The sequence below is a fragment of the Burkholderia sp. HI4860 genome (assembly GCF_002223045.2).
Classification (GTDB): Bacteria; Pseudomonadota; Gammaproteobacteria; order Burkholderiales; family Burkholderiaceae; genus Burkholderia.
Window position 1 is genome coordinate 2,392,014 of record NZ_NKFO02000003.1, and the last position, 23,229, is coordinate 2,415,242.

Sequence of the window (23,229 nt, forward strand, 5' to 3'; positions counted from 1 at the left end):
TAGGAATCCCGAGCCTTCAGGCGCGGGAGGATGTCAAGTAGAGGCACCTGTCGAGCGGTGCGGGAACGATCGCACGTACCATCGTCACACTGTGATTACGGAGTGCGTCCGATGAGTTGGCAAAGCAAGTTCGCCTGCTGGCTGCTGCGCCGGCAGTTTCGTCCCGAGACCACGCGTGAGGTACTCGATCCCGCCCGCGCACGGCGCTTTACCGACTTGAGAATGTATGTGCCGCGCCGTGCGCCGTCGGGCTACCGGCTGCGCCAGTGCTATGGCCCGGCCGATGCGCCGCTGCGCGGCGAATGGCTCGAACGCACCGACTCGGTTGCGGGCCGCGGCCCCGGCCGCACGCTGCTGTACTTCCACGGCGGCGGCTATTACTTCTGTTCGACGAAGACCCACCGTCCGCTCGTGTTCGGCCTGACGAAGCGCGCGGGCGTACGCTCGTTCTCGCTCGACTACCGGCTGGCGCCCGAGCACCGCTTCCCGGCCGCGCTCGACGATGCGCTGGCCGCGTACCGGCAACTGCTGGCGCTCGGCACGCCGCCCGAGTCGATCGTGCTCGGCGGCGATTCGGCGGGCGGCGGCCTTGCGCTCGCGACGCTTGTCGCGCTGCGCGACCGCGGCGAGCCGCTGCCGGCCGGCGCGATCCTGTTCTCGCCGTGGACCGATCTCGCCGCCACCGGCGCGACGCTGCGCACGAACGACGGCGCCGATCCGATGTTCGCGGGCGCGGCGCTGGCGAAGGCCGCGAAGCTGTACCTGGGCGACGAGCCGGGCACGAATCCGTACGCATCGCCGCTCTATGCGGATTTCGCGGGGCTGCCGCCGCTGTATATCCAGGTCGGCAGCACCGAGGTGCTGCTCGACGATTCGCGCCGCGTCGCCGAGAAGGCAAAGGCGGCCGGGGTCGCGGTGGAGATCGAGGTGTGGCCCGACATGCCGCACGTGTGGCAGCTGTACGCGCCGATGGTGCCGGAGGCACGTGACGCGCTCGACCGCGCGGCCGCGTTCCTGCGCCGCGTCGCGGTCGAGCGTGCGGTTCAGCGCGCCGGCGAGGCGTCGATCGCCTGATAGGCGGCCTTGACGGCCACCGAGCCGTACTTGCGCTCGAGCCGGCGCACGGTGAAGTGGCCGTGCGCCATCTGCTGGAAGTGGTCGATGAACAGCGTATTGACGGTCGCGCCGAGCACGGCGCCGATCGCCGGAATCGACTTCGCGGCCATCTGCTCGGTCACCTGCACCGAGAAGCGCGACGCCACCGTCTGCACGAGCTTGAACACGGCCGCCGAGCTGTGCGCGGCGATGCCCTTCGTCGTGATGTCGGACGACGCCTTCGAGATCGCCTGCGCGAGCGCGCCGCGCAGCACGAAATAGCCGAGATCGGCGTCCTCTTCCTGCTTGTCCGGGTTGCCGCCCATGCCAAGCACGGCCAGGCATTGCAACTGCGTATCGACCGAGCCCAGGTCTTCTCCCTCGCTGCGCGCGATGTCGCACACCGAGCGGAAGATCAGCGTCGTCGTCACCGGCAGCTCGACCGGCAGCGCGAGAAAGCCGAACGCGCCGCCCGCCGCGCCGGTCGTCGCCACCGCGAGCTTGTGCAGCAGGTTGCTCGGCTTGTCGGGTTCGGCGTCCGGCCCGGGCGGCTTGCCGAGTGTGCGCAGCGCGATGTTCAGGCACTTGCGCAGCGCGAGCTGCGTCGCGTCGTTGATCTTGCCGGTCGCGAAATCCGGCAGCCGGGCGATCATTTTCTCGACCGGCGCGCCGAGCATGCCCGTCAGCTTCATCGTCAGCGACGGGCTTTCCAGCACCTGCTTCGCGCGCCACAGCGCGTCCCGATCCTCCTGGGACAGCGTGGTCGCGGGGGTGATTGAAATCGGTTCCATCTTTCTCCTTGGCGGTCTGGTTCGGTTTGACCGTCGCCAGCCTAGATTACTCCGGCGTGCTAGAATTTTGAGATTGTTTGACTCGTCAAAAGTTGCGCCAACAAAAAATGGCCGTCCATACTGCCGCCCACCATTCGAGCGGGCAAGTCCTGCCGTTCCGCGAATCGCTGCTGGCGATGATCGGGATCTCATTTGTCACCATGCTGGTCGCACTCGACCAGACCGTCGTCGGCACCGCGTTGCCGACCATCGTCGCCGAGCTTCGCGGTTTCGACCTGTACGCATGGGTCGCGACCTCGTACCTGCTCAGTTCCGTGATCACGGTGCCGATCTTCGGCCGGCTCGGCGACTATTACGGCCGCAAGCCGTTCGTCATCGTGTCGATCGTCGTGTTCACCGGCGCGTCCGTGCTGTGCGGGATGGCGAACGACATGCTGATGCTCGTGCTCGCGCGCGGGCTGCAGGGGATCGGCGGCGGGATGCTGGTCGGCACCGCGTTCGCGTGCATTCCCGACCTGTTCCCCGATTCCGTCGTGCGCCTGCGCTGGCAGGTGCTGATGAGCTCCGCGTTTGGCATCGCGAACGCGGTCGGGCCGTCGCTCGGCGGCGTGCTGACCCAGTCGTTCGGCTGGCGCTCCGTGTTCTACGTGAACCTGCCGGTCGGCCTGCTGTCGCTGCTGTTCGTGTGGCGCTACCTGCCGCACCTGCGCCACGTCGAGCACGATCGCAAGATGCGGCTCGACTGGCCGGGCGCGCTGCTGATCGCGCTGTCGCTCGGCGCGCTGCAGCTGTTCGTCGAATGGCTGCCGAAGTACGGGGTCGCGAGCTGGGCGTCGCTGCTGCTCGTCGTCGCGGTCGCGGCCGGTTTCGGCCTGTGGCACTGGGAGAAGCGTTGCGCGCAGCCGATTTTGCCGTTCGACATGTTCGGCAACCGCGCGCTGTCGGCGCTCTTCGTGCTGGCGATCCTCGCCGGCTTCGCGATGTTCTCGCTGCTGTTCTACGCGCCGCTGCTGTTCCAGGGCGGGTTCGGGATGTCGCCGAAGGAGGCAGGGCTCGTGATCACGCCGCTCGTCGTGTTCATCACGATCGGCAGCATCATGAACGGCCGTGTCGTCACGCGCATCCGCAACCCGAATGCGATGCTGCACGTCGGCTTCGTGCTGTTCGCGATCACCTGCGCGGGCATCGTCGTGTCGACCCACACGACGCCGAAGTGGCTGCTGATGGCGCTGATGGTCGCGGGCGGCATCGGGCTCGGCTTCGTGCTGCCGAACCTCACCGTCTTCGCGCAGCAGACGGCCGGCCGCGAGCATCTCGGTATCGCGACGGCGTTGCTGCAGTCGCTGCGGATGGTCGGCGGGATGGTCGGTACCGCGCTCACCGGCACGCTCGTCAACCAGATGTATTCGAGCGGCGTGCGCGATGCGCTGTCGGCCGACCACGCGATGCAGTGGCATGCGCAGCTCGCCGATCCGCAGATCCTGATCGATCGCGCCGCGCAGGGCGGTCTCGTCGCGGAGCTGACGCGGGCCGGGCATAATGGCGCGCTGCTGCTGGAAGCGGCCCGCGAATCGCTCGTCGGCGCGATTCATCTGGGCGTCGCGATGGCGGCGGTCGTCGCCGTGGTGTCGGTGTGGCAGTGCCGCCGCGTGCCGCCGATCGCGCTGCGGCACAAGATCGAACCGCATGTCGCGGCCGACTGAACGATTGAACGAGTAGAACTGAGCGCATGGAAGAACAGGACCGCGTCGCGATCTTGCAGCAATTCGGACGCACGTATCGCGCGTTCATGATCGCGTTCGAGGCGCACGTCGGGCAACCGATGCCGCGCTGGCGCATCATGGTCGCGTTGCACACGATGGGCGGGCATTCGTCGCAGAAGAAGCTCGTCGAAGTGCTGCGCGTCGATCCGGGCGCGCTCACGCGCCAGTTGAAGTCGCTCGACGCGCTCGGCTGGATCCAGCGCGAATCCGACGCACGCGACAATCGCGTGACCAACGTGACGCTGACGGACGACGGCCGCGCCGCGTTCGACGCGTGCCTGCCGCGCCGCAAGGCGTTTCTCGAACAGACGATGGCGCAATTGCCGGACGACGTGCTGACTGCGCTGTCGGGTGCGCTGGCGATGCTGGAGTCGCGGATCGCGGACGTCGGCTCGACGCCGGTCGCACGCTGAAGCGCGGGCAGGGCGGCGCGCATCCGCCGCCGGCCCGGCCCTTCATCTCATCTCAATTCACTTACGGTCAGACGCGGGTTCAAAGCTCGATGCGCGTGCCCAGCAGCGCGAGGAACTGCGCGAGCCACGCCGGATGCGCGGGCCACGCGGGCGCGGTGACGAACGGCGCGTCGGTCACGGCCGCGTCGACCGGGATGTCCGCGTATTCGCCGCCGGCGAGCTTCACCTCGGGCGCGCAGGCCGGGTAGGCCGAGATGCGCTTGCCGCGGATCACGTCGGCGGCCGCGAGCAGTTGCGCCGCGTGGCAGATCGCCGCGATCGGCTTGCCGGCTTCGGCGAACTCGCGCACGAGCGAGATGACCTTCGGATCGAGTCGCAGGTATTCGGGCGCGCGGCCGCCCGCGATCGCGAGTGCGTCGTAGCGCGATGCGTCGACGTCGTCGAACGCCGCGTTCAGCGTGAACTGGTGGCCCGGCTTCTCGGTGTAGGTCTGATCGCCCTCGAAATCGTGGATCGCGGTCTTGATCTTGTCGCCCGCGCGCTTGCCCGGGCAGACTGCATCGACGTGGTGGCCGACGGCCTGCAGCGCCTGGAACGGCACCATCGTTTCGTAGTCTTCGGCGAAATCGCCGGTCAGGAACAGGATCTTCTTCGCGGCCATGGCTTTCTCCAGTGGAGCTGCGTTGAGGGCCCGCGCGACAGGCAAGTGCCACGCCCGCGTGGGGCCCCGAGGACGAAAGCGCAGTGTACTCCGGCCGCTTGAAGCGCGCGTGACGGCCGCCCCGCGCGAGCGGCGGGGCGGTTGTGCACGATATGTGCGATGGGCGTCAGAAGAAGGTTTCGACGACTTCCGTCACGCCGAACTGCGGATCGAGCACGAGCACCTGGCGCCACTTGTCGAACGTCAGGCACGGGTGCGAGATGTCGAACGCGACCATGTCGCCCACTTTCACGTCCGCGCCCGGCGGGATCTGCAGGTACGCGTGCTGGTCCATCATTCCGGTCACGGCCCAGCCTTCGGTGGCGGCGACGTCGCGCGGCGCGGTGTCGCGGCCCGGGCGGAAGTGGCGCGCCGGCTCCGGCAGCCCCGCGTCGAACGCCGCATCGCGCTTGCCGAGCGCGACGATCGCGCGATCCGCCTCCGGCACCGATTGCACGTAGGCCCACAGCTGCAGCGCGGGCTGCAGCCCTTCGCCCATCGTGCGTGCGATCGGGTTGCGCGCGAACACGTCGGTCTGCGCCTTCTTGTAGATGCCGACATCGTGCGTCAGGTAGCAGCCCGGACGCAGCACGACCTCCGCGAAGCCGGCGTTCGACGCCTTCGCGAATTCCTCCGCGACCACGTCGTACCACGCCGAACCGGCGCCGGACAGGATCGCCGGCGTGCGCGCGAAGCGGCCGGCTTCGGCCAGCTCGCGCGTGAGCGCGACCGCTTCCTGCAGGAACGTGCGGATCTCGCCTTCCTCCTTCAGCACGCCTTCGTAGAGTTCGATACCGGCCAGCTTCAGCGTGTCCGGATAGCGCGCGATCGCGGCGAGCACGGCCTCGCGTTGCGCGGCATCGCGCACGCCCGCGCGGCCGCCCGGCACGCCGAGCTCGAGCAGCACGTTCAGCGGCTTCTTCAGCGCACCGAAGAAGCGGCCGAGCTGGTCGACGCTCTCGGCCGAATCGACGAGACAGAAGAATTCGAAATCCGGATCGGACAGTAGCCCGGCGATGATCGTCATGTTCTGGCGGCCGACCAGCTGGTTCGCGAGCAGCACGCGGCGCACGCCGCCGTGATACGCGGCCTGCGTCTGGTGCGCGGTCGCGAGCGTGATGCCCCACGCGCCGGCGTCCAGCTGGCGGCGGAACAGTTGCGGCGCCATCGTCGTCTTGCCGTGCGGCGCGAACTTGACGCCGTACTTCTGGACGAAGGCCTGCATCCAGTTCAGGTTGTGTTCGATGCGGTCCTCGTAAAGCACGGCGGCCGGGAGGCTGACGTCTTCCGCCAGCAGGTTCCACTCGAGGCGGCCTGCGTCGCCGAGCGGCACGCTCGCGCTGGGCAGATTGCCGAGGCCCTTGCCGAACGGATCGATCGTCGCTTCCTGATAGTTTGTAACTTTCATGTCATCCCGCTCCATCATCACTATGCATTGCACTGAAGTTGACACGACGATGGTACAGAAAGTAGCATCGGCGCGGTGATGTTATTTAGTAACATCGAGCTTCGCGCCCTCGAGCTTCGCCCCTTTTTGCAGATGAATACGCCCGCCACCCCGTCCGCCCCGCTCGCAGCCGAGCTTCATCCGGCGCCGGCCGCTCCGCCGGTGCTCGACATCGTCGCGCGGATCGCCGAATGTGCGCCCGAGCTGCGCGAAGCCGAGCGCAAGGTCGCCGCGTTCATCCTCGCCGACCTGGCGCGCGCCGCGCATGCCAGCATCGGCGCGCTGGCACGCGACGCGGAGGTCAGCGTCGCGACGGTCACGCGTTTCGCGAAAGCGGTCGGTTGCCGCGACGTGCGCGAACTGAAGGTGCTCGTCGCGCAGGCGGCGGCCGTCGGCCAGCGCTTTCTGGTGCCGTCCGACGACGTGCCGGCCGACGACGCGAGCCCCGCGTCGATGGTCTACGACGAAATTCGCGTGGCGCTCGCGCACAACCATCAGTTGCTGCGCAACACGTCGTTCGACGCAGCCGCCGACCTGCTCGCCGCCGCGAAGATGACCTACGTGTACGGGCAGGGCGGCGGCTCGACCGCGCTCGCCGACGAGCTGCGCTTCCGGCTCGTGCGCTTCGGCCGGCCGGTCGCGAGCTACCAGGACAGCGTGCTGCAGCGGATGGTGGCCGCGACGCTGTCGCGCGACACCGTCGTCGTCGCGCTGTCGGTGAGCGGGCGTGTGCCCGAGCTGCTCGAAAGCTGCCGGCTCGCGAAGCGCTACGGCGCGAAGCTGATCGCGATCACCGCGCCGGCGTCGCCGCTCGCGAAGCTGGCCGACCACCTGATCCCGGTCGTCGCGTTCGAAACCGATTTCATTTACAAGCCGTCGACATCGCGTTACGCGATGATGATGGCGATCGACGTGCTCGTCACCGGAGTCGCGTTGCGGCTCGGCGATGCGGGCCGAGAATCGCTGCGCCGCATCAAGCACGCGCTCGATGCGCATCGCGGCGGCGGAGACCGTCAACCGGTAGGAGACTGACCATGCATTCGCATCCCGAAGCCGCCGATACGCTGATCGTCGGCGCGCAGCTTTACGACGGTACCGGCGCGCCGCCCGTCACGCGCGACGTCGCGATCCGCAACGGCCTGATCGCGGCGATCGGCAACCTGTCGAACTGGCTGGCCGAAAATGTCGTCGATGCGAACGGCCGCGCGCTCGCGCCGGGCTTCGTCGACGTGCACACGCATGACGACACGCACGTGATCCGCGCACCGGAGATGATCCCGAAGATCTCGCAGGGCGTGACGACCGTGATCGTCGGCAACTGCGGGATCAGCGCGTCGCCGGTGACACTCGCGGGCGATCCGCCCGATCCGATGAACCTGCTCGGCGAGCGCGGCGCGTTCCAGTACCCGACCTTCGCCGACTACGTCGCGGCCGTGAACGGCGCGCGTCCGGCGGTGAACGTCGCGGCGCTCGTCGGCCACACGGCGCTGCGCAACAACCAGATGGACCGCCTCGACCGCGCGGCGACCGACGGCGAGATCGCCGGCATGCGCGCGCAGCTCGAGGAGGCGCTCGCGAACGGCGCGCTCGGCCTGTCGTCGGGCCTCGCATATGGTTCCGCGTTCGCGGCGCCGGCCGAAGAGGTGATGGCGCTCGCCGAGCCGCTCGCGAATGCGGGCGCGCTGTACACCACGCACATGCGCACCGAGTTCGACGCGATCCTCGATGCGATGGAGGAGGCGTACCAGGTTGGCCGCCATGCACGCGTGCCGGTCGTGATCTCGCACCTGAAGTGCGCGGGCCCGTCGAACTGGGGGCGCAGCACCGAGGTGCTCGCGTCGCTCGAAGGCGCGCGCCGCTACCAGCCGGTCGGCTGCGACTGCTATCCGTACAGCCGCAGCTCGTCGACGCTCGACCTGAAGCAGGTGACGGGCGACATCGACATCACGATCACGTGGTCGGAGCCGCACCCGGAAGTGGCGGGCAAGCTGCTGAAGGCGATCGCGGCCGAGTGGGGCGTGACCGAGCAGGAAGCCGCGCAGCGCATCCGCCCGGCGGGCGCGGTGTACCACAACATGTCCGAGGACGACGTGCGCCGGATCCTGTCGCATCCCGCGACGATGGTCGGCTCCGACGGCCTGCCGAACGATCCGCTGCCGCACCCGCGGCTGTGGGGCGCGTTCCCGCGCGTGCTCGGCCACTACGTGCGCGACACGAACCTGCTGCCGCTCGAGGAAGCGATCCGCAAGATGACGTCGCTGTCCGCGCGCCGCTACGGGCTCGCGCGGCGCGGTGAGGTGCACGTGGGCTACCACGCGGATCTCGTGCTGTTCGACCCGGCGAGCGTGATCGACGCCGCGACGTTCGAGAAGCCGCAACAGCCCGCGCACGGGATCGACGCCGTGTGGGTGAACGGCGTGCTCACTTATGAAAACGGCCAGCCGACCGGCGAGCGCGCCGGCGGCTTCGTCGCGCGCGGCGAGCGCGTGCCGGCGAGTGCCGACGCCGCGTTCTGAACGCGGTGGTTGTTCCGATCTGCCGCGCGCGCCGTCGTCGGTGCGCGCATCCGTAACCGTGCGTTGCATGGGGCCGGAGCAGGCGCTGAAGCGCCGGCTCCGGCCGACAAACAAGGAGAGAAACGATGAAGCGATATGGCGTAGGCGAAGCGAAGGGCACGGGCGGCCAGGTGATGCCGTTCGCACGCGCGGTCGAGGCCGACGGCTGGCTGTACGTGTCGGGCCAGACGCCGATGGTGAATGGCGAGGTCGTCGAAGGCGGCATCGTCACGCAGTCGAAGCAGACGATCGAGAACGTGATCGCGATCCTGAAGGAAGCCGGCTACGGCCTCGAGCACGTCGTGCGCTGCGGCGTGTGGCTCGACGACGCGCGCGATTTCGCGTCGTTCAACAAGGTGTTCATTTCGTACTTCGGCGAGCATCCGCCGGCACGCGCGTGCGTGCAGTCGAGCATGGTCATCGACTGCAAGGTCGAGGTCGACTGCATCGCGTACAAGGCGCCGGCGAAGTAACGCGGCGAGGGCGGAAGCTGTACAACAAGGCCGGTGCATTGACGTGCACCGGCCTTGTTGCATTTGAGGCAGTCGATGCGAGGGCGAGCGGGCGGGCGAGGGCGTTCAAATACAACTCGGTTGAAGTAGGTATGGGCGGCACCGAAACTTTGCATTGTGTGACGAAGCTTTTCCGACGGGCCTCAACGTGACACGCCTGGCTGAGCGGGCTGCGACAGCAAGCCGCGGATGCATGGCGCGATTCGCCGGCTACAACCGCCTTTCAATCCAGAGGGCAAGGTGTTTTGATCGAAAACGTGCGTTGGGATGAGATCGAGGTCTTCGTCGGAGCAGAGGTAGGGCTTGGCAAATCGACGCCATTGTTCGTCGCCACGAGGCCTTGGGAGGATCTTGGCCAGACCGGCGACGAAGCAGACGATTTCATGGGTCGCTTTTTCGAGCGTTTTCCGTCGATGCCGGCGACTTCGATTTTCACTGGTATTTCCTGATGGAGGGCGAAGGGGGCCTCTATTCGTTGTTCCGTCGATGGGTGCTCCGAAAACCGCACGCTCTCGAACGGGAATCGATCACGCTGGCGATGCTGTACCGCGCAGCGGTTGAACGGAAATGGGATGCGCGGCAACTCACCGAGCTATCGTGAAGCGTCGAGTGAGCAGGTGCGCATGACTTCCGGAGAACTGAACGTAAGCGATAGGCGGAAAGCTCAAGGCGATATACCGTAATCAAACCGGAGAGTATTGGATGTTGTCGATTGATTCCAGCGGGATGGTTGTGACTCCGCGCGTAGTACGGGCCAGAAAAATCCAAATTGAGCGCGGTGCGATGCAGAGGATTAGTGGGATTGTCGTCCATCAAACAGGTGGTTCAACTGCGGCTTCTGCGCTCAGCAGCTATCAGAATGCGTCGGCCACTGGCGCGCATTTTCTGATTGAAAAAGATGGAACGATTTATCAGACGGCATCTTTGAAGAAGATGACTTGGCATGTTGGTCGGATCAAGGCGCGCTGTGTTGCCGAAATGCGTTGCACACCCGTCGAACTGGAGCAACTTCGCCGTTTTGACCCGCGTGGGGAAGACCGGCGGGAGATGCGCAAGGTGGTCCCGGACCGTTACCCTTCCAATACGGACAGCATTGGCGTGGAATTGGTCGGTGAAGCTCTGCCACTCAATGAGCCCAACCCTGATCGACGAACCTACGTCGCGGCGCCGGAAGCTCAGAACGATTCGTTGCGATGGCTCGTCCACGCCCTTTCCTAACGCTACGTGTTCCGGTGACAGAGGTTTTTCGTCACCCGGTAGTATCGCGGAAGAACCGGACGGAGGCGGCGAGAGTGCAATGGTGATTCGGATCGCAGTTTTGATGTTCGCGCTCGCGCTCAGCCACAGTGTGGCTGCGGGCACGCTGTCCAATAGGGTATCGCCTGGCGGCGCGGTACCCGCTGTTGTGCCGGAGTCAGTCGAAATCGTCAGGAACGGTGCATGGTCGGCTGACATCAGCGGGGACGAAACGGCGGATATGTGTCGTACGTTCGTTCTTCGGCATGCGGATGTCAGCGCATTTTTCAAGCGTGCGGACCGCGTAACAGAACGGGCGTACAGCCATGACCTGGACGCCGCGCGTTGCTATGCCGAAGGCGAAGCGCGTCTGGCGGGTGGTGGCGCGGCGAAATGGAGGATAGACCAGGCAAGGCGAGGCTTCATTTCCATGCACGATGGTCGAACAATCTACCTGTATTGTCCGAAGTGCCGGGCCGACGTATTCGCACCGAATTAGAGAAGCGCGCCTTCCGCAAGCAGGCAGTGTTGGCGGACCGAAAATGTCCGCCAACCCACTCATTTACTGCCGCGCATTACGCGCGTTATCCGGCATCGGCTGGTTGTAGTTGGTGCGGAACGGGTTGATGTCGAGCCCGCCGCGGCGCGTATAGCGCGCATACACCGCGAGCTTCACCGGTTTGCACGCGTGCAGGATGTCGAGGAAGATCCGCTCGACGCACTGCTCGTGAAAGCCCGTGTGATTGCGGAACGAGATGATGTAGCGCAGCAGGCCCGCGTGATCGATCTGCGGCCCGACGTAGTGGATCTGCACGCTGCCCCAGTCGGGCTGGCCGGTGACCGGGCAGTTCGAGCGCAGCAGGTCGGACACGAGCGTTTCCTCGACCGGCGCTTCGTCTTCAGCGGCCGACAGCAGCGACGGATCGGGTTCGTACACGTCGGTGTCGAGGTCGAGCCGGTCGAGCGACAGCCCGTCGAGCTCGTCCATCTCGAGCTTGCCGAAATCGTGCGGCGACACGAGCTGCACGGAGACGGTCGCGCCGCACGCGGCCGATACGTCGCGCTTCAGCACGTCGCGCACTGCGTCGATCGAATCGAATTTCGTCTGCGCGAACGAGCCGAGATACAGCTTGAACGACTTCGATTCGACGATGTTCGGCGATTCGGCCGGCACGTAGAACGTCGCCACCGCGATCTGCGGCTTGCCGCGCGCGTTGAGCCACGACAGCTCGTAGGCGTTCCAGATGTCGGTGCCGAAGAACGGCAGCGCCGACGTGATGCCGAGCTGCTCGCGCGCGCCGGCGCGCGGGATCGGGAACAGCAGCGACGCGTCGTACTGGGCGGCGTAGACGGTGGCCTTGCCGAGCGGGGAATGTTCGGGATTCATGCGTGACGCCTTTACGACAGGAAGAGGCGGTAAGCCGGGTTGGCGCTCTCCTCGACATACGGATAGCCGAGTGCCGCGAGGAAGCGTTCGAATTCGGCGCGATCCGCCTGCGGCACCTGCAGCCCGACGAGGATCGAGCTGTAGTCCGCGCCCTGGTTACGGTAGTGGAACAGGCTGATGTTCCAGTCCGGCGCCATCGACGACAGGAACTTCATCAGCGCGCCCGGGCGCTCCGGGAATTCGAAGCGGAACAGGCGCTCGTCGAGCGCGAGCGGCGAACGGCCGCCCACCATGTAGCGGATGTGTTCCTTCGACAGCTCGTCGTGCGTCAGGTCGACGCTCTTGAAGCCGTGCGATTCGAAGTTCGCGGCGATCTCGGCCGATTCGCCGCGGCGCTTGATCTGCACGCCGACGAAGATGTGCGCGGCCTGCGCATCGGCGATCCGGTAGTTGAACTCGGTGACGTTGCGGTCGCCGACGAGCGAGCAGAAGCGCTTGAAGCTGCCGCGCTCCTCGGGGATCGTGACGGCGAACACGGCTTCGCGCGCTTCACCCACTTCCGCACGCTCGGCGACGAAGCGCATCCGGTCGAAGTTCATGTTCGCGCCGGACGTGACCGCGACGAGCGTCTGGTTCTCGATGCCTTCGCGTTCCGCGTAGAGCTTCGCGCCCGCGACCGCGAGCGCGCCGGACGGCTCCAGCACGCTGCGCGTATCCTGGAAGACGTCCTTGATCGCCGCGCACAGTGCGTCGGTGTTCACCGTCACGACGCCGTCGAGGTATTCGCTGCAGAGCCGGAAGGTTTCCTCGCCGACCAGCTTCACGGCGGTGCCGTCCGCGAACAGGCCGACCTCGCTCAGCTCGACACGCTTGCCGGCTTCCAGCGACTGCGCCATCGCGCACGAATCCTCGGCCTGCACGCCGATCACCTTGATCTCCGGGCGCACCGCCTTCACGTAGGCCGCGACGCCGGACGCGAGCCCGCCGCCGCCGATCGGCACGAAGATCGCGTGGATCGGGCCCTGGTGCTGGCGCAGGATTTCCATCGCGATCGTGCCCTGGCCGGCGATCACGTACGGATCGTCGAACGGGTGGACGAACGTGAGGCCGCGCTCTTCCTGCACCTTGACCGCGTGTGCATACGCGTCGCTGTACGACTCGCCGGCCTGGATCACCTCGACGCTCGGGCCGCCGTGCGCACGCACCGCATCGACCTTCACCTGCGGCGTCGTGACGGGCACGACGATCACGGCCTTGACGCCCATCCGGGCCGCAGAGAACGCGACACCCTGCGCGTGGTTGCCGGCCGACGCCGTAATCACGCCGCGCGCGAGCGCTTCCGCCGGAATGTGCGCCATCTTGTTGTACGCGCCGCGCAGCTTGAACGAGAACACCGGCTGGTTGTCCTCGCGCTTCAGGTAGACGGCGTTGCGCAGGCGGGCCGACAGGTTGCGGGCGGATTCGAGTTCCGTCTCGATCGCGACGTCGTAGACGCGCGCGGTGAGGATTTTCTTCAGGTAATCGTGGGATGCCATGGGCGCTCGCGTGCAGTACGGAAAGCAGACGGTAAAGGATCAATGATAGCGCCAAGGGTCTGCCTGCACGCAAGCGGCATGCCGAGCGGGGGCTCGCGGGGCCGTGCGGGCGGGCGTCGGCGAGCGCGCGCCGCCTTTTTTACCGGCTTAACCGCACGGTTACCGACCGGACGGACGGCGAATGATCGCGCGAAATCGCGCCGAGCCAGGCCTGGCGCGGCTCGCGGGGATAGCCCCACGACCTGTCCGACGTGTCACGCGTGGCTCGATCATGGGTTAGAATTCCGTTTTGAATCAAGGATCGGAAGATGCAGAGGCACCCTCGGATCGCACCGTTGAAGCCGACGCCGCGCGCAGCCAGCCCCGCGGCCGAACGGCATGCGCGCCGCGCGCGATCGTGCTGATCGTTCCGAGTGCCGCCAGGCCCTGTCGCCGGCCAAGAGGGGCGAGTCGCCCGCTCCGGCCCCATGAAGGACAGCCGCGCGCCTGGTAACAGAACAGATTTCCCCAAGATTGCGCCCACGCGCTTGCCGACGCCCGTGCACGGTGTATCGGCCCTCCGAGTCGTCCGAACATGAACGCACCACAAGTTTTCGATCCGCATGGCGCGGCCGCCGCCGTCGCCGCCGACCCCGCGCCCCGCTTGCGCGAGATTCCCTACAACTACACGTCCTTCTCGGATCGCGAGATCGTGATCCGCCTGCTCGGCGAAGAGGCGTGGTCGGTGCTCGACGAATTGCGTGCCGAGCGCCGTACGGGCCGCTCGGCACGGATGCTGTATGAAGTGCTCGGCGACATCTGGGTCGTGCGCCGCAACCCGTACCTGCAGGACGACCTGCTCGACAACCCGAAGCGCCGCGCGCTGCTGATCGAGGCGCTGAACCACCGTCTCACCGAAATCGGCAAGCGCCGCAGCGCGGATCTCACCGAGCACCGCGACGATGCGGGCCGTGAGCGCGCGTCGCGCGTCGAGATGCTCGAAACCGCCGCGCAGCGAGCGGTCAACGAGTTCGCCGACGAATTCGAGAAGATGGCCGACCTGCGCCGCCGCGCGACCAAGGCGCTCGGCCGCTGCACGCAGAAGGACAACATCCGTTTCGACGGGCTGTCGCGCGTGTCGCACGTGACCGACGCGACCGACTGGCGTGTCGAATACCCGTTCGTCGTGCTGACCCCCGATAGCGAAGCCGAGATCGCCGGCCTCATCAAGGCCTGCTTCGAGCTCGGCCTGACCGTGATCCCGCGTGGCGGCGGCACCGGCTACACGGGCGGCGCGGTGCCGCTCACGCCGTTCTCCGCCGTCATCAACACCGAAAAGCTCGAGCAACTCGGCGCGGTCGAGCTGACCGAACTGCCGGGCGTTGCGCATAAGGTGCCGACGATCTTCTCCGGCGCGGGCGTCGTCACGCGCCGCGTGACCGAGGCGGCGGAAGCGGCCGGCTACGTGTTCGCGGTCGATCCGACCTCGCTCGACGCATCGTGCATCGGCGGCAACGTCGCGATGAACGCGGGCGGCAAGAAGGCCGTGCTGTGGGGCACCGCGCTCGACAACCTGGCGTGGTGGCGGATGGTCGACCCGGACGGCAACTGGCTCGAAGTCACGCGCCACGAGCACAACCAGGGCAAGATCCACGACATCGCGGTCGCGCGTTTCGAGCTGAAGTGGTTCGACGGCGCGTATGCGCCGGGCGAGAAGCTGCTGAAGAGCGAGATGCTCGAGATCGAAGGCCGCCGGTTCCGCAAGGAAGGGCTCGGCAAGGACGTCACCGACAAGTTCCTCGCCGGCCTGCCGGGCGTGCAGAAGGAAGGCTGCGACGGGCTCATCACGTCCGCGCGCTGGGTGCTGCACAAGATGCCCGCGCACACGCGCACCGTCTGCCTCGAATTCTTCGGCCAGGCGCGCGAGGCGATCCCGAGCATCGTCGAGATCAAGGATTACCTGTTCGAAACGTCGAAGCAGGGCGGCGCGATCCTCGCGGGCCTCGAGCACCTCGACGAGCGCTACCTGCGCGCGGTCGGCTACGCGACCAAGAGCAAGCGCAATGCCTTCCCCAAGATGGTGCTGATCGGCGACATCGTCGGCGACGATGCCGATGCGGTCGCGCACGCCACGTCCGAAGTGATCCGGATGGCGAACGGCAAGAGCGGCGAAGGCTTCGTCGCGGTGAGCGCGGAGGCGCGCAAGCGCTTCTGGCTCGACCGCAGCCGCACGGCCGCGATCGCGAAGCACACGAACGCGTTCAAGATCAACGAAGACGTCGTGATCCCGCTGAACCGGATGGGCGAGTACACCGACGGCATCGAGCGGATCAACATCGAGCTGTCGCTGAAGAACAAGCTGCAGCTCGTCGACGCGCTGGAAGCGTTTTTCCGTGCCGGCAACCTGCCGCTCGGCAAGACCGACGACGCGAACGAGATCCCGAGCGCCGAACTGCTCGAAGACCGGGTCCAGCAGGCGCTGGAGCTGCTCAAGCGCGTGCGTGCCCGCTGGGAATTCGTGCGCGACCGGCTCGACCAGCCGCTGCGCGAGGCGCAGCACTACCTCGTGCAGCTCGGCTACGAGGCGCTTGCCGAGAAGTTCGCCGATCGCGCGGACGAGCAGCCGGGCGCGACCGTGTTCCACGTCACGCAGGACCGCACGGTTCGCATCTCGTGGAAGCAGGAGATCCGCGCCGAACTGCGCGCGATCTTCAACGGCGGCGCGTTCAAGCAGATCCTCGACGAGGCGCAGGCGATCCACAAGCAGGTGCTGCGCGGCCGCGTGTTCGTCGCGCTGCACATGCACGCGGGCGACGGCAACGTCCACACCAACCTGCCGGTCAACTCCGACAACTACGAGATGCTGCAGGACGCCCACGCGGCGGTCGCACGCATCATGACGCTCGCGCGTTCGCTCGACGGCGTGATTTCCGGCGAGCACGGCATCGGCATCACGAAGCTCGAGTTCCTGACCGACGACGAGATCGCCGAATTCCGCGCGTACAAGCAGCGCGTCGACCCGAACGGCCGCTTCAACAAGGGCAAGCTGCTCGAAGGCGCCGATCTGCGCAACGCGTACACGCCGAGCTTCGGGCTGATGGGGTACGAGTCGCTGATCATGAAGCAGTCCGATATCGGCGCGATTGCCGATTCGGTGAAGGACTGCCTGCGCTGCGGCAAGTGCAAGCCGGTGTGCGCGACGCACGTGCCGCGCGCGAACCTGCTGTACAGCCCGCGCAACAAGATCCTTGCAACCTCGCTGCTGGTCGAGGCGTTCCTGTACGAGGAACAGACGCGCCGCGGCGTGTCGATCAAGCACTGGGACGAGTTCAACGACGTGGCCGACCACTGCACGGTGTGCCACAAGTGCGCGACGCCGTGCCCGGTGAAGATCGACTTCGGCGACGTCACGATGAACATGCGCAACCTGTTGCGCAAGATGGGCAAGAAGAAGTTCAACGCCGGCAATGCCGCGGGCATGTTCTTCCTGAACGCGACCAACCCGCAGACGATCAACGTCGCGCGCAGCGTGATGATGGGCGCCGGCTACAAGGTGCAGCGCTTCGCGAACGACATGCTGAAGAAGGTCGTGACGAAGCAGACGCAGCACCCGCCGGCAACGGTCGGCAAGCCGCCCGTGGTCGAGCAGGTGATCCACTTCGTCAACAAGAAGATGCCGGGCAACCTGCCGAAAAAGACGGCGCGCGCGCTGCTCGACATCGAGGACAACAAGATCGTGCCGATCATCCGCAATCCGAAGTCGACCACCGTCGATTCGGAAGCGGTGTTCTACTTCCCGGGCTGCGGCTCCGAGCGCCTGTTCTCGCAGGTCGGGCTGGCCACGCAGGCGATGCTGTGGGAAGCCGGCGTGCAGACGGTGTTGCCGCCGGGCTACCTGTGCTGCGGCTATCCGCAGCGCGGCTCGGGCCAGTACGACAAGGCCGAGAAGATCGTCACCGACAACCGCGTGCTGTTCCACCGGGTCGCGAACACGCTGAACTACCTCGACATCAAGACGGTGGTCGTGTCGTGCGGCACCTGCTATGACCAGCTCGCCGGCTACGAATTCGACAAGATCTTCCCGGGCTGCCGGATCATCGACATCCACGAGTTCCTGCTCGAGAAGGGGATGAAGCTCGATGGCGTGACGGGCACGCGCTACATGTATCACGACCCGTGCCACACGCCGATCAAGACGATGGACCCGGTGAAGCTCGTCAACGAGCTGATGGGCTCGGAAAAGGACGGCTACAAGATCGAGAAGAACGAGCGCTGCTGCGGCGAATCGGGCACGCTCGCGGTCACGCGCCCGGACGTGTCGACGCAGGTCCGCTTCCGCAAGGAAGAGGAGATCCGCAAGGGTGCCGCGAAGCTGCGCAGCATCCCGGTCGTGGCCGGCAACGCGCCGGCGCCGGCCGCCGCGGCCGCGAACGGCCCGGACGTGAAGATCCTGACGAGCTGCCCGTCGTGCCTGCAGGGCCTGTCGCGCTACAGCGAGGACGCGAACCTCGAAGCCGACTACATCGTGGTCGAAATCGCGCGCCAGGTGCTCGGCGAGAACTGGATGGCCGATTATGTCGCACGTGCGAACAATGGCGGGATCGAGCGCGTGCTGGTCTAATGCGGGCATGACGACCGCCCGACCGGGCTAGGGATGAGCGGGCGCCGGCGCGGCAATGCCGGCGCCCGTCCACATGGGAGCGACGATGGAATGCGTGTTTTGCCGTGAAGACGGCGGCGAAGTGCTCTGGCAGGACGATGCGTTGCGTGTCGTCCTCGCGACGGGCGAGCACGAGTATCCGGGCTTCTGCCGGGTGATCTGGGGCGCGCACGTCGCCGAATTCTCCGATCTCGGCGAGCCGGAGCGGGCACATCTGATGCGCGTGGTCTATGCGGTCGAGCGGGCCGTGCGCCGCGTGATGCAGCCGAACAAGGTGAATCTCGCGAGCCTCGGCAACATGGTGCCGCACGTGCACTGGCACGTGATCCCGCGCTTTTCCAACGACGCACACTTCCCGCAACCCGTATGGGCGCCGCGCCAGCGCAGCGTGTCCGAGGCGCTGCTGCGCTCGCGCGCAGCGCAGGCCTCGCTGCTGCACAATGCGGTGCGCGAGGAAATTCAACGCATGACCGATTCGAGGCAGCCATGAGCGGTTTGACTTCCACGACGCCGATTCCGTCCGGCGTCGTCGTGCACGCGGTATCACGCGTGCTCGAATTGCAGTACCCGAACGGCGACAGTTTCCGGATTCCGTTCGAGCTGATGCGCGTGTATTCGCCGTCGGCCGAGGTGCGCGGCCACGGGCCCGGCCAGGAGACGCTGCAGACGGGCAAGCGCGAAGTGACGATCACCGCGCTCGAGGGCGTCGGCCACTACGCGCTGCAGCCGACGTTTTCCGACGGCCATTCGACCGGCATCTACTCGTGGGACCTGCTGTACGAGCTGGCCACGCAGCAGGACGCGCTGTGGCGCGACTATTTCGACAAACTGAAGGCGGCGGGCGTCGAGCGCGATGCCCCGATGCCGGCGGCGAACGCGTCGCACGGCCACTGCCACTGAATTCGACGGCGCCCGCTCGGCGCCGTCTTGCCATTAACTGAGGATCAACGCGATGAGCAAAACCCACTTCGGCTTCGAAAGCGTCGAGGAAAACGAAAAAGCGAAGAAAGTGGCGGGTGTGTTCCATTCGGTCGCGAGCAACTACGATCTGATGAACGACCTGATGTCGGCGGGCATGCACCGCGCGTGGAAGGCGTTCACGATCGCGCAGGCGAACGTGCGCCCCGGCTTCAAGGTGCTCGATCTCGCGGCCGGCACCGGCGACCTGACCCGGTCGTTCGCGAAGGCGGCCGGGCCGACGGGCGAGGTCTGGCACACGGACATCAACGAATCGATGCTGCGCGTCGGCCGCGACCGGCTGCTCGACAAGGGCATCGTGACGCCGTCGCTGCTGTGCGACGCGGAGAAAATTCCCTTTCCGGACAACTACTTCGATGTGGTCACGGTCGCGTTCGGGCTGCGCAACATGACGCACAAGGATGCCGCGCTGGCCGAGATGCGTCGCGTGACGAAGCCCGGCGGCCGCGTGATGGTGCTGGAATTCTCGAAAGTCTGGGATCCGTTGAAAAAAGCGTACGATCTGTATTCTTTCAAAGTATTACCGTGGCTTGGCGACAAGTTCGCGAAAGATGCCGAAAGTTATCGGTATCTTGCTGAATCTATCCGGATGCACCCCGATCAGGACACGCTGAAGACGATGATGGAACAAGCGGGCCTCGATGCCGTCAAATATTACAATTTGTCAGGTGGCGTGGTAGCTTTACACATGGGAGCCAAGTACTAAGGGGCTCTTCCCATACATTTGTCTTACATTCGGAGAAGCTGATGTTCGAATCGCGTTCGTTGTTCAACCGTAGCAAGCCGTCGAAGCCGTGGGCTCGACGGGTCGGCACGCTGCTGATGGTCGGCCTGCTCACGGCCGGCACGTTCGCATCGCTCGACGCCGAAGCCAAGCGCATGGGCGGCGGGCGCAGCATCGGCCGCCAGAACTCCACCGTCACGCAGCGCCAGGCCACGCCGCCCGCGCAGCAGCCGATGCAGCAGGCCGCGCCGTCGCAGGCGCAGCGGGCGAATCCGGCCGCACCCGCACCGGCTGCGCAGCCTAACCGCTCGCGCTGGCTCGGGCCGATCGCCGGCCTCGCGGCCGGTCTCGGCATCGCGGCGCTGCTGTCGCACTTCGGCCTGGGCGGCGCATTCGCGAGCATGATGGCGAACGTCATCGTGATCGCACTGCTCGCGGCGGTCGGCATCTGGCTGATCCGCAAGTTCATGAACCGTCGTCGTCCGCAGGAGCCGGCGTATTCGGTTGGCGGCTCGGCGTCGTCGTCGGGCGGCTACTCGCAAAGCCCGTCGTTCCAGCAGGGCAGCACCGGCAGCAACTATGCGGGTAGCGGCAGCAGCTACGCGAACGAAGCGCAAGGCGTGTTCGGCGGCGGCGCCGCGGCTGCCGGCGCGGCAGCGGCTGCTGCGGCCGCACCGCTCCAGGTGCCGGCCGGCTTCGACACCGAAGCGTTCCTGCGCAGCTCGAAGGTCTATTTCGTGCGCCTGCAGGCCGCGTGGGACCAGGGCAACCTGGCCGACATCCGCGAGTTCACGACGCCGGAAATGTTCGCCGAGATCAAGATCGATCTCGATTCGCGCGGCAACGAGTCGAACCAGACCGACGTCGTGCAGCTCGACGCGGAACTGGTCGCGATCGAGGATCGCGGCATCGAGCAGTCGGCGAGCGTGCGCTTCCACGGCCTGATCCGCGAATCGGCGAACGCGTCGGCCGCGCCGTTCGACGAGGTGTGGAACCTGTCGAAGTCGGGCAGTCAGGGCTGGCTGCTCGCGGGCATCCAGCAGATCAACACGCACTGAGCGTGACCGGCGGCCCGCGCCGCCGGCACCCGGGCGACGGCCGCCGCACTGCGACCGCTTGCCGCCCGGGTGTGCGGTCAGGCACGGTCTGCCGACGATCCGACGTTACAATAGAAACCCGCGTGGGCGCCCGGCCTGCGCGGGTTTTTTCTTTCCCAGCCCGATGACCTTTGCCGCCAAGCCTTTTGCTGCCGCTGTCAATCACCTGCTCGCCCGCGAATCGTGGGCGCGTGACCGCCTGATTCCCTATTCGGGCAAGACTGCCCGGATCGACGTGCCCCCGGTTACGCTGACGCTGCTGGTGCAGCCCGACGGCTATCTGTCGGCCGTCGACGCGCACGATGCGCAACAGGTCGACGTGTCGATCGCGCTTGCCGGCGACACGGTCGCCGCGTTCCTGCAGGGCGGCCAGGCGGCCGTGATGAAGCACGTGAAGATCGAGGGCGACGCCGAGTTCGCCACGCAGATCGCGAAGCTGGCCGAGCACCTGCGCTGGGAACCTGAAGAAGATCTCGCGAAGCTGGTCGGCGACGCGGCGGCCTACCGGATCGCGACGGTCGTGCGCGACGCCGGCGCGCGCGCACGACGCACCGGCCGCAACGTGCTCGATTCCGTCGCCGAATACTGGCTCGACGAGAACCCGCAGGTCGTCCGGCGCGCGTCGCTCGGCGGCTTCGACGCCGAACTGGCGCGCGCACGCGATGCGCTCGCACGGGTCGAAAAGCGGGTCGAGCGACTCGAACAAAAAATCGGCGCGCGCACGGGTTCCGGCCCGCGCGGCGCGCACTGAGGGGCCGCAGGGCATGCGCATTTTCCGTTTCATCAAGATTGTCTACACCGTCATCCGCTTTGGCCTCGACGAAGTGATGCTGTCCCGGATCGACGACCGGCGCGTGAAGCTGCTGCTGCGGATCACGACGATCGGCCGCCGCTATTCCGATCCGCCTGCGGTGCGGCTGCGTCACGCGCTCGAAAGCCTCGGCCCGATCTTCGTGAAGTTCGGCCAGGTGCTGTCGACGCGCCGCGACCTGCTGTCGGTCGATTTCGCGAACGAACTCGCGAAGCTGCAGGACCAGGTGCCGCCGTTCGATTCGGCGGTCGCGATCGGGATCATCGAGAAGTCGCTCGGTGCGCCGGTCGACGAGCTGTTCGACGAATTCGAGCGCGAGCCAGTCGCGAGCGCGTCGATCGCGCAGGTGCACTTCGCGAAGCTCAAGCAGGGCCAGCACGCGGGCAAGGCCGTCGCCGTCAAGGTGCTGCGTCCGAACATGCTGTCGGTGATCGACTCCGACCTCGCGCTGATGCGCGACATCGCGATCTGGACCGAGCGCATGTGGGCCGACGGCCGGCGCCTGAAGCCGCGCGAGGTCGTCGCCGAATTCGATAAGTACCTGCACGACGAGCTCGACCTGATGCGCGAGGCCGCCAACGGCAGCCAGCTGCGCCGCAACTTCGCGGGCCTCGACCTGCTGCTCGTGCCCGAGATGTTCTGGGATTTCTCGACGTCGCAGGTGCTCGTGATGGAGCGCATGACCGGCGTGCCGATCAGCCAGGTCGAGACGCTGCGTTCGGCCGGCGTCGACATCAAGAAGCTCGCGCGCGAAGGCGTCGAGATCTTCTTCACGCAGGTGTTCCGCGACGGCTTCTTCCATGCGGACATGCACCCGGGCAACATCCAGGTGAGCCTCGATCCGAACACGTTCGGCCGCTACGTCGCGCTCGATTTCGGGATCGTCGGCGCGCTGTCCGATTTCGACAAGAACTACCTCGCGCAGAACTTCCTCGCGTTCTTCAAGCGTGACTACCACCGCGTCGCGACGCTCCACCTCGAGTCGGGCTGGGTGCCGCCCGAAACGCGCGTCGAGGAACTCGAAAGCGCGATCCGCGCGGTGTGCGAGCCGTATTTCGACCGCGCGCTGAAGGACATCTCGCTCGGCCAGGTGCTGATGCGCCTGTTCTCGACGTCGCGCCGCTTCAACGTCGAGATCCAGCCGCAGCTCGTGCTGCTGCAGAAGACGATGCTGAACGTCGAGGGCCTCGGCCGCTCGCTCGACCCCGAGCTCGACCTGTGGAAGACCGCGAAGCCATACCTCGAGCGCTGGATGACCGAGCAGATCGGGCTGCGCGGCTGGTACGAGCGCTTCAAGGTCGAGGCGCCGCAGTGGAGCAAGACGCTGCCGCAACTGCCGCGCCTGATCCATCATGCGATGGCCGCACGCCATGACGCGCCGCGTGCCGCGAGCGAAGAGCTGATGCGCCAGATCCTCGTCGAGCAGAAGCGGACGAACCGGCTGATGCAGGCGCTGCTGATCTTCGGCCTTGCCGTCGGCGTCGGGGCGCTCGTCGCGCGTGTGCTGCTGGCGCTCACGTACGGCACATGACCAAAAGGAGCAGGG

At 66.6% G+C, this 23,229-nt stretch carries 22 protein-coding genes; 17 read left to right on the plus strand and 5 right to left on the minus strand.

Annotated features, from left to right (window positions below; translation table 11 throughout):
• The first annotated feature begins 111 nt into the window (after positions 1 to 111).
• Complete coding sequence (locus tag CFB34_RS26395; RefSeq protein ID WP_089441004.1) at positions 112 to 1,074, plus strand: alpha/beta hydrolase; 963 nt, start codon at positions 112 to 114, stop codon at positions 1,072 to 1,074.
• Here CFB34_RS26395 and CFB34_RS26400 read toward each other — a convergent pair.
• Positions 1,044 to 1,886 carry an EcsC family protein gene (locus tag CFB34_RS26400; protein WP_046544431.1) on the minus strand — a complete coding sequence of 281 codons (843 nt, stop codon included), beginning with the start codon at positions 1,884 to 1,886 and terminating at the stop codon, positions 1,044 to 1,046. The two genes, CFB34_RS26395 and CFB34_RS26400, sit on opposite strands and share 31 nt — an antisense overlap.
• A 107-nt stretch (positions 1,887 to 1,993) precedes the next feature.
• On the opposite strand from CFB34_RS26400, the gene CFB34_RS26405 reads away from it, so the two are divergent.
• Together CFB34_RS26405 and CFB34_RS26410 are read left to right on the plus strand one after the other, a co-directional pair.
• The gene (locus tag CFB34_RS26405; protein ID WP_089441003.1) at positions 1,994 to 3,589 is read left to right on the plus strand and encodes an MDR family MFS transporter; all 1,596 of its coding nucleotides are present in this window, start codon (positions 1,994 to 1,996) and stop codon (positions 3,587 to 3,589) included.
• Positions 3,590 to 3,615: 26 nt separating this feature from the next.
• Positions 3,616 to 4,062 (plus strand): MarR family transcriptional regulator, encoded by a 447-nt coding sequence (locus tag CFB34_RS26410; RefSeq protein WP_089441002.1) that lies wholly within the window; start codon positions 3,616 to 3,618, stop codon positions 4,060 to 4,062.
• Between the two features lie 79 nt (positions 4,063 to 4,141).
• On the opposite strand, the gene CFB34_RS26415 is transcribed toward CFB34_RS26410, so the two are convergent.
• The gene (locus tag CFB34_RS26415) at positions 4,142 to 4,723 is read right to left on the minus strand and encodes a DJ-1/PfpI family protein (protein WP_021161332.1); all 582 of its coding nucleotides are present in this window, start codon (positions 4,721 to 4,723) and stop codon (positions 4,142 to 4,144) included.
• A gap of 166 nt (positions 4,724 to 4,889) precedes the next feature.
• The gene (locus tag CFB34_RS26420; protein WP_089441001.1) at positions 4,890 to 6,170 is read right to left on the minus strand and encodes an amino acid deaminase; all 1,281 of its coding nucleotides are present in this window, start codon (positions 6,168 to 6,170) and stop codon (positions 4,890 to 4,892) included.
• 132 nt (positions 6,171 to 6,302) lie between these two features.
• Here CFB34_RS26420 and CFB34_RS26425 point away from each other — a divergent pair, with 132 nt between their 5' ends.
• From CFB34_RS26425 to CFB34_RS26455, 7 genes are all read left to right on the plus strand, one after another.
• The gene (locus CFB34_RS26425; RefSeq protein ID WP_089441000.1) at positions 6,303 to 7,241 is read left to right on the plus strand and encodes a MurR/RpiR family transcriptional regulator; all 939 of its coding nucleotides are present in this window, start codon (positions 6,303 to 6,305) and stop codon (positions 7,239 to 7,241) included.
• 2 nt (positions 7,242 to 7,243) lie between these two features.
• Entirely contained in the window at positions 7,244 to 8,725 is a 1,482-nt protein-coding gene (locus CFB34_RS26430; RefSeq protein ID WP_089440999.1) for a D-aminoacylase, read from the plus strand.
• A 125-nt stretch (positions 8,726 to 8,850) separates the two neighbouring features.
• Entirely contained in the window at positions 8,851 to 9,237 is a 387-nt protein-coding gene (locus CFB34_RS26435; protein WP_011353171.1) for a RidA family protein, read from the plus strand.
• A 284-nt stretch (positions 9,238 to 9,521) separates the two neighbouring features.
• Complete coding sequence (locus CFB34_RS26440) at positions 9,522 to 9,725, plus strand: DUF1493 family protein (protein ID WP_242808704.1); 204 nt, start codon at positions 9,522 to 9,524, stop codon at positions 9,723 to 9,725.
• Positions 9,725 to 9,877, plus strand: a complete 153-nt coding sequence (locus CFB34_RS26445; protein ID WP_242808705.1) for a hypothetical protein — start codon at positions 9,725 to 9,727, stop codon at positions 9,875 to 9,877. The genes CFB34_RS26440 and CFB34_RS26445 overlap by 1 nt, the downstream gene beginning before the upstream one ends.
• 101 nt (positions 9,878 to 9,978) lie before the next feature.
• A complete protein-coding gene (locus tag CFB34_RS26450; protein WP_306427078.1) occupies positions 9,979 to 10,494 on the plus strand; it encodes a peptidoglycan recognition family protein in 516 nt (171 codons plus the stop codon).
• A 79-nt stretch (positions 10,495 to 10,573) separates the two neighbouring features.
• Positions 10,574 to 11,011, plus strand: a complete 438-nt coding sequence (locus CFB34_RS26455; protein WP_143060012.1) for a hypothetical protein — start codon at positions 10,574 to 10,576, stop codon at positions 11,009 to 11,011.
• A gap of 63 nt (positions 11,012 to 11,074) precedes the next feature.
• Here CFB34_RS26455 and queF read toward each other — a convergent pair whose 3' ends face one another.
• On the minus strand, positions 11,075 to 11,899 hold the full coding sequence (gene queF, locus CFB34_RS26460; protein ID WP_089426312.1) for an NADPH-dependent 7-cyano-7-deazaguanine reductase QueF: 825 nt from the start codon (positions 11,897 to 11,899) through the stop codon (positions 11,075 to 11,077).
• A gap of 11 nt (positions 11,900 to 11,910) precedes the next feature.
• Complete coding sequence (gene ilvA, locus CFB34_RS26465) at positions 11,911 to 13,434, minus strand: threonine ammonia-lyase, biosynthetic (RefSeq protein ID WP_089440998.1); 1,524 nt, start codon at positions 13,432 to 13,434, stop codon at positions 11,911 to 11,913.
• A gap of 574 nt (positions 13,435 to 14,008) precedes the next feature.
• Between ilvA and CFB34_RS26470 the strand changes: the two genes are divergently transcribed.
• The 7 genes from CFB34_RS26470 to ubiB all read left to right on the plus strand — a co-directional run bounded on the left by CFB34_RS26470 (position 14,009) and on the right by ubiB (position 23,214).
• On the plus strand, positions 14,009 to 18,034 hold the full coding sequence (locus CFB34_RS26470) for a DUF3683 domain-containing protein (RefSeq protein WP_089440997.1): 4,026 nt from the start codon (positions 14,009 to 14,011) through the stop codon (positions 18,032 to 18,034).
• 85 nt (positions 18,035 to 18,119) lie between these two features.
• The gene (locus CFB34_RS26475; RefSeq protein ID WP_059465769.1) at positions 18,120 to 18,563 is read left to right on the plus strand and encodes an HIT family protein; all 444 of its coding nucleotides are present in this window, start codon (positions 18,120 to 18,122) and stop codon (positions 18,561 to 18,563) included.
• A complete protein-coding gene (locus CFB34_RS26480) occupies positions 18,560 to 18,973 on the plus strand; it encodes a DUF971 domain-containing protein (protein WP_089426307.1) in 414 nt (137 codons plus the stop codon). Before CFB34_RS26475 ends, CFB34_RS26480 begins: the two co-directional genes overlap by 4 nt.
• A 52-nt stretch (positions 18,974 to 19,025) precedes the next feature.
• Complete coding sequence (gene ubiE, locus CFB34_RS26485) at positions 19,026 to 19,757, plus strand: bifunctional demethylmenaquinone methyltransferase/2-methoxy-6-polyprenyl-1,4-benzoquinol methylase UbiE (RefSeq protein ID WP_039360112.1); 732 nt, start codon at positions 19,026 to 19,028, stop codon at positions 19,755 to 19,757.
• A 41-nt stretch (positions 19,758 to 19,798) separates the two neighbouring features.
• A complete protein-coding gene (locus tag CFB34_RS26490) occupies positions 19,799 to 20,833 on the plus strand; it encodes a TIM44-like domain-containing protein (RefSeq protein WP_089440996.1) in 1,035 nt (344 codons plus the stop codon).
• Positions 20,834 to 20,996: 163 nt separating this feature from the next.
• Positions 20,997 to 21,623: an SCP2 sterol-binding domain-containing protein gene (locus tag CFB34_RS26495; RefSeq protein WP_069248831.1), complete on the plus strand. Its 627-nt coding sequence runs from the start codon at positions 20,997 to 20,999 to the stop codon at positions 21,621 to 21,623.
• A 13-nt stretch (positions 21,624 to 21,636) separates the two neighbouring features.
• Entirely contained in the window at positions 21,637 to 23,214 is a 1,578-nt protein-coding gene (gene ubiB / locus CFB34_RS26500) for a ubiquinone biosynthesis regulatory protein kinase UbiB (RefSeq protein ID WP_089440995.1), read from the plus strand.
• The last annotated feature ends 15 nt before the right edge of the window (positions 23,215 to 23,229 follow it).

Excerpts from the sequence above, each read along its gene's own strand:
- CFB34_RS26395 (WP_089441004.1), top strand. The coding sequence starts at position 112 with ATGAGTTGGCAAAGCAAGTTCGCCTGCTGGCTGCTGCGCCGGCAGTTT.
- CFB34_RS26400 (WP_046544431.1), bottom strand. The coding sequence starts at position 1,886 with ATGGAACCGATTTCAATCACCCCCGCGACCACGCTGTCCCAGGAGGAT.
- CFB34_RS26405 (WP_089441003.1), top strand. The coding sequence starts at position 1,994 with ATGGCCGTCCATACTGCCGCCCACCATTCGAGCGGGCAAGTCCTGCCG.
- CFB34_RS26410 (WP_089441002.1), top strand. The coding sequence starts at position 3,616 with ATGGAAGAACAGGACCGCGTCGCGATCTTGCAGCAATTCGGACGCACG.
- CFB34_RS26415 (WP_021161332.1), bottom strand. The coding sequence starts at position 4,723 with ATGGCCGCGAAGAAGATCCTGTTCCTGACCGGCGATTTCGCCGAAGAC.
- CFB34_RS26420 (WP_089441001.1), bottom strand. The coding sequence starts at position 6,170 with ATGAAAGTTACAAACTATCAGGAAGCGACGATCGATCCGTTCGGCAAG.
- CFB34_RS26425 (WP_089441000.1), top strand. The coding sequence starts at position 6,303 with ATGAATACGCCCGCCACCCCGTCCGCCCCGCTCGCAGCCGAGCTTCAT.
- CFB34_RS26430 (WP_089440999.1), top strand. The coding sequence starts at position 7,244 with ATGCATTCGCATCCCGAAGCCGCCGATACGCTGATCGTCGGCGCGCAG.
- CFB34_RS26435 (WP_011353171.1), top strand. The coding sequence starts at position 8,851 with ATGAAGCGATATGGCGTAGGCGAAGCGAAGGGCACGGGCGGCCAGGTG.
- CFB34_RS26445 (WP_242808705.1), top strand. The coding sequence starts at position 9,725 with ATGGAGGGCGAAGGGGGCCTCTATTCGTTGTTCCGTCGATGGGTGCTC.
- CFB34_RS26450 (WP_306427078.1), top strand. The coding sequence starts at position 9,979 with ATGTTGTCGATTGATTCCAGCGGGATGGTTGTGACTCCGCGCGTAGTA.
- CFB34_RS26455 (WP_143060012.1), top strand. The coding sequence starts at position 10,574 with ATGGTGATTCGGATCGCAGTTTTGATGTTCGCGCTCGCGCTCAGCCAC.
- queF (WP_089426312.1), bottom strand. The coding sequence starts at position 11,899 with ATGAATCCCGAACATTCCCCGCTCGGCAAGGCCACCGTCTACGCCGCC.
- ilvA (WP_089440998.1), bottom strand. The coding sequence starts at position 13,434 with ATGGCATCCCACGATTACCTGAAGAAAATCCTCACCGCGCGCGTCTAC.
- CFB34_RS26470 (WP_089440997.1), top strand. The coding sequence starts at position 14,009 with ATGAACGCACCACAAGTTTTCGATCCGCATGGCGCGGCCGCCGCCGTC.
- CFB34_RS26475 (WP_059465769.1), top strand. The coding sequence starts at position 18,120 with ATGGAATGCGTGTTTTGCCGTGAAGACGGCGGCGAAGTGCTCTGGCAG.
- CFB34_RS26480 (WP_089426307.1), top strand. The coding sequence starts at position 18,560 with ATGAGCGGTTTGACTTCCACGACGCCGATTCCGTCCGGCGTCGTCGTG.
- ubiE (WP_039360112.1), top strand. The coding sequence starts at position 19,026 with ATGAGCAAAACCCACTTCGGCTTCGAAAGCGTCGAGGAAAACGAAAAA.
- CFB34_RS26490 (WP_089440996.1), top strand. The coding sequence starts at position 19,799 with ATGTTCGAATCGCGTTCGTTGTTCAACCGTAGCAAGCCGTCGAAGCCG.
- CFB34_RS26495 (WP_069248831.1), top strand. The coding sequence starts at position 20,997 with ATGACCTTTGCCGCCAAGCCTTTTGCTGCCGCTGTCAATCACCTGCTC.
- ubiB (WP_089440995.1), top strand. The coding sequence starts at position 21,637 with ATGCGCATTTTCCGTTTCATCAAGATTGTCTACACCGTCATCCGCTTT.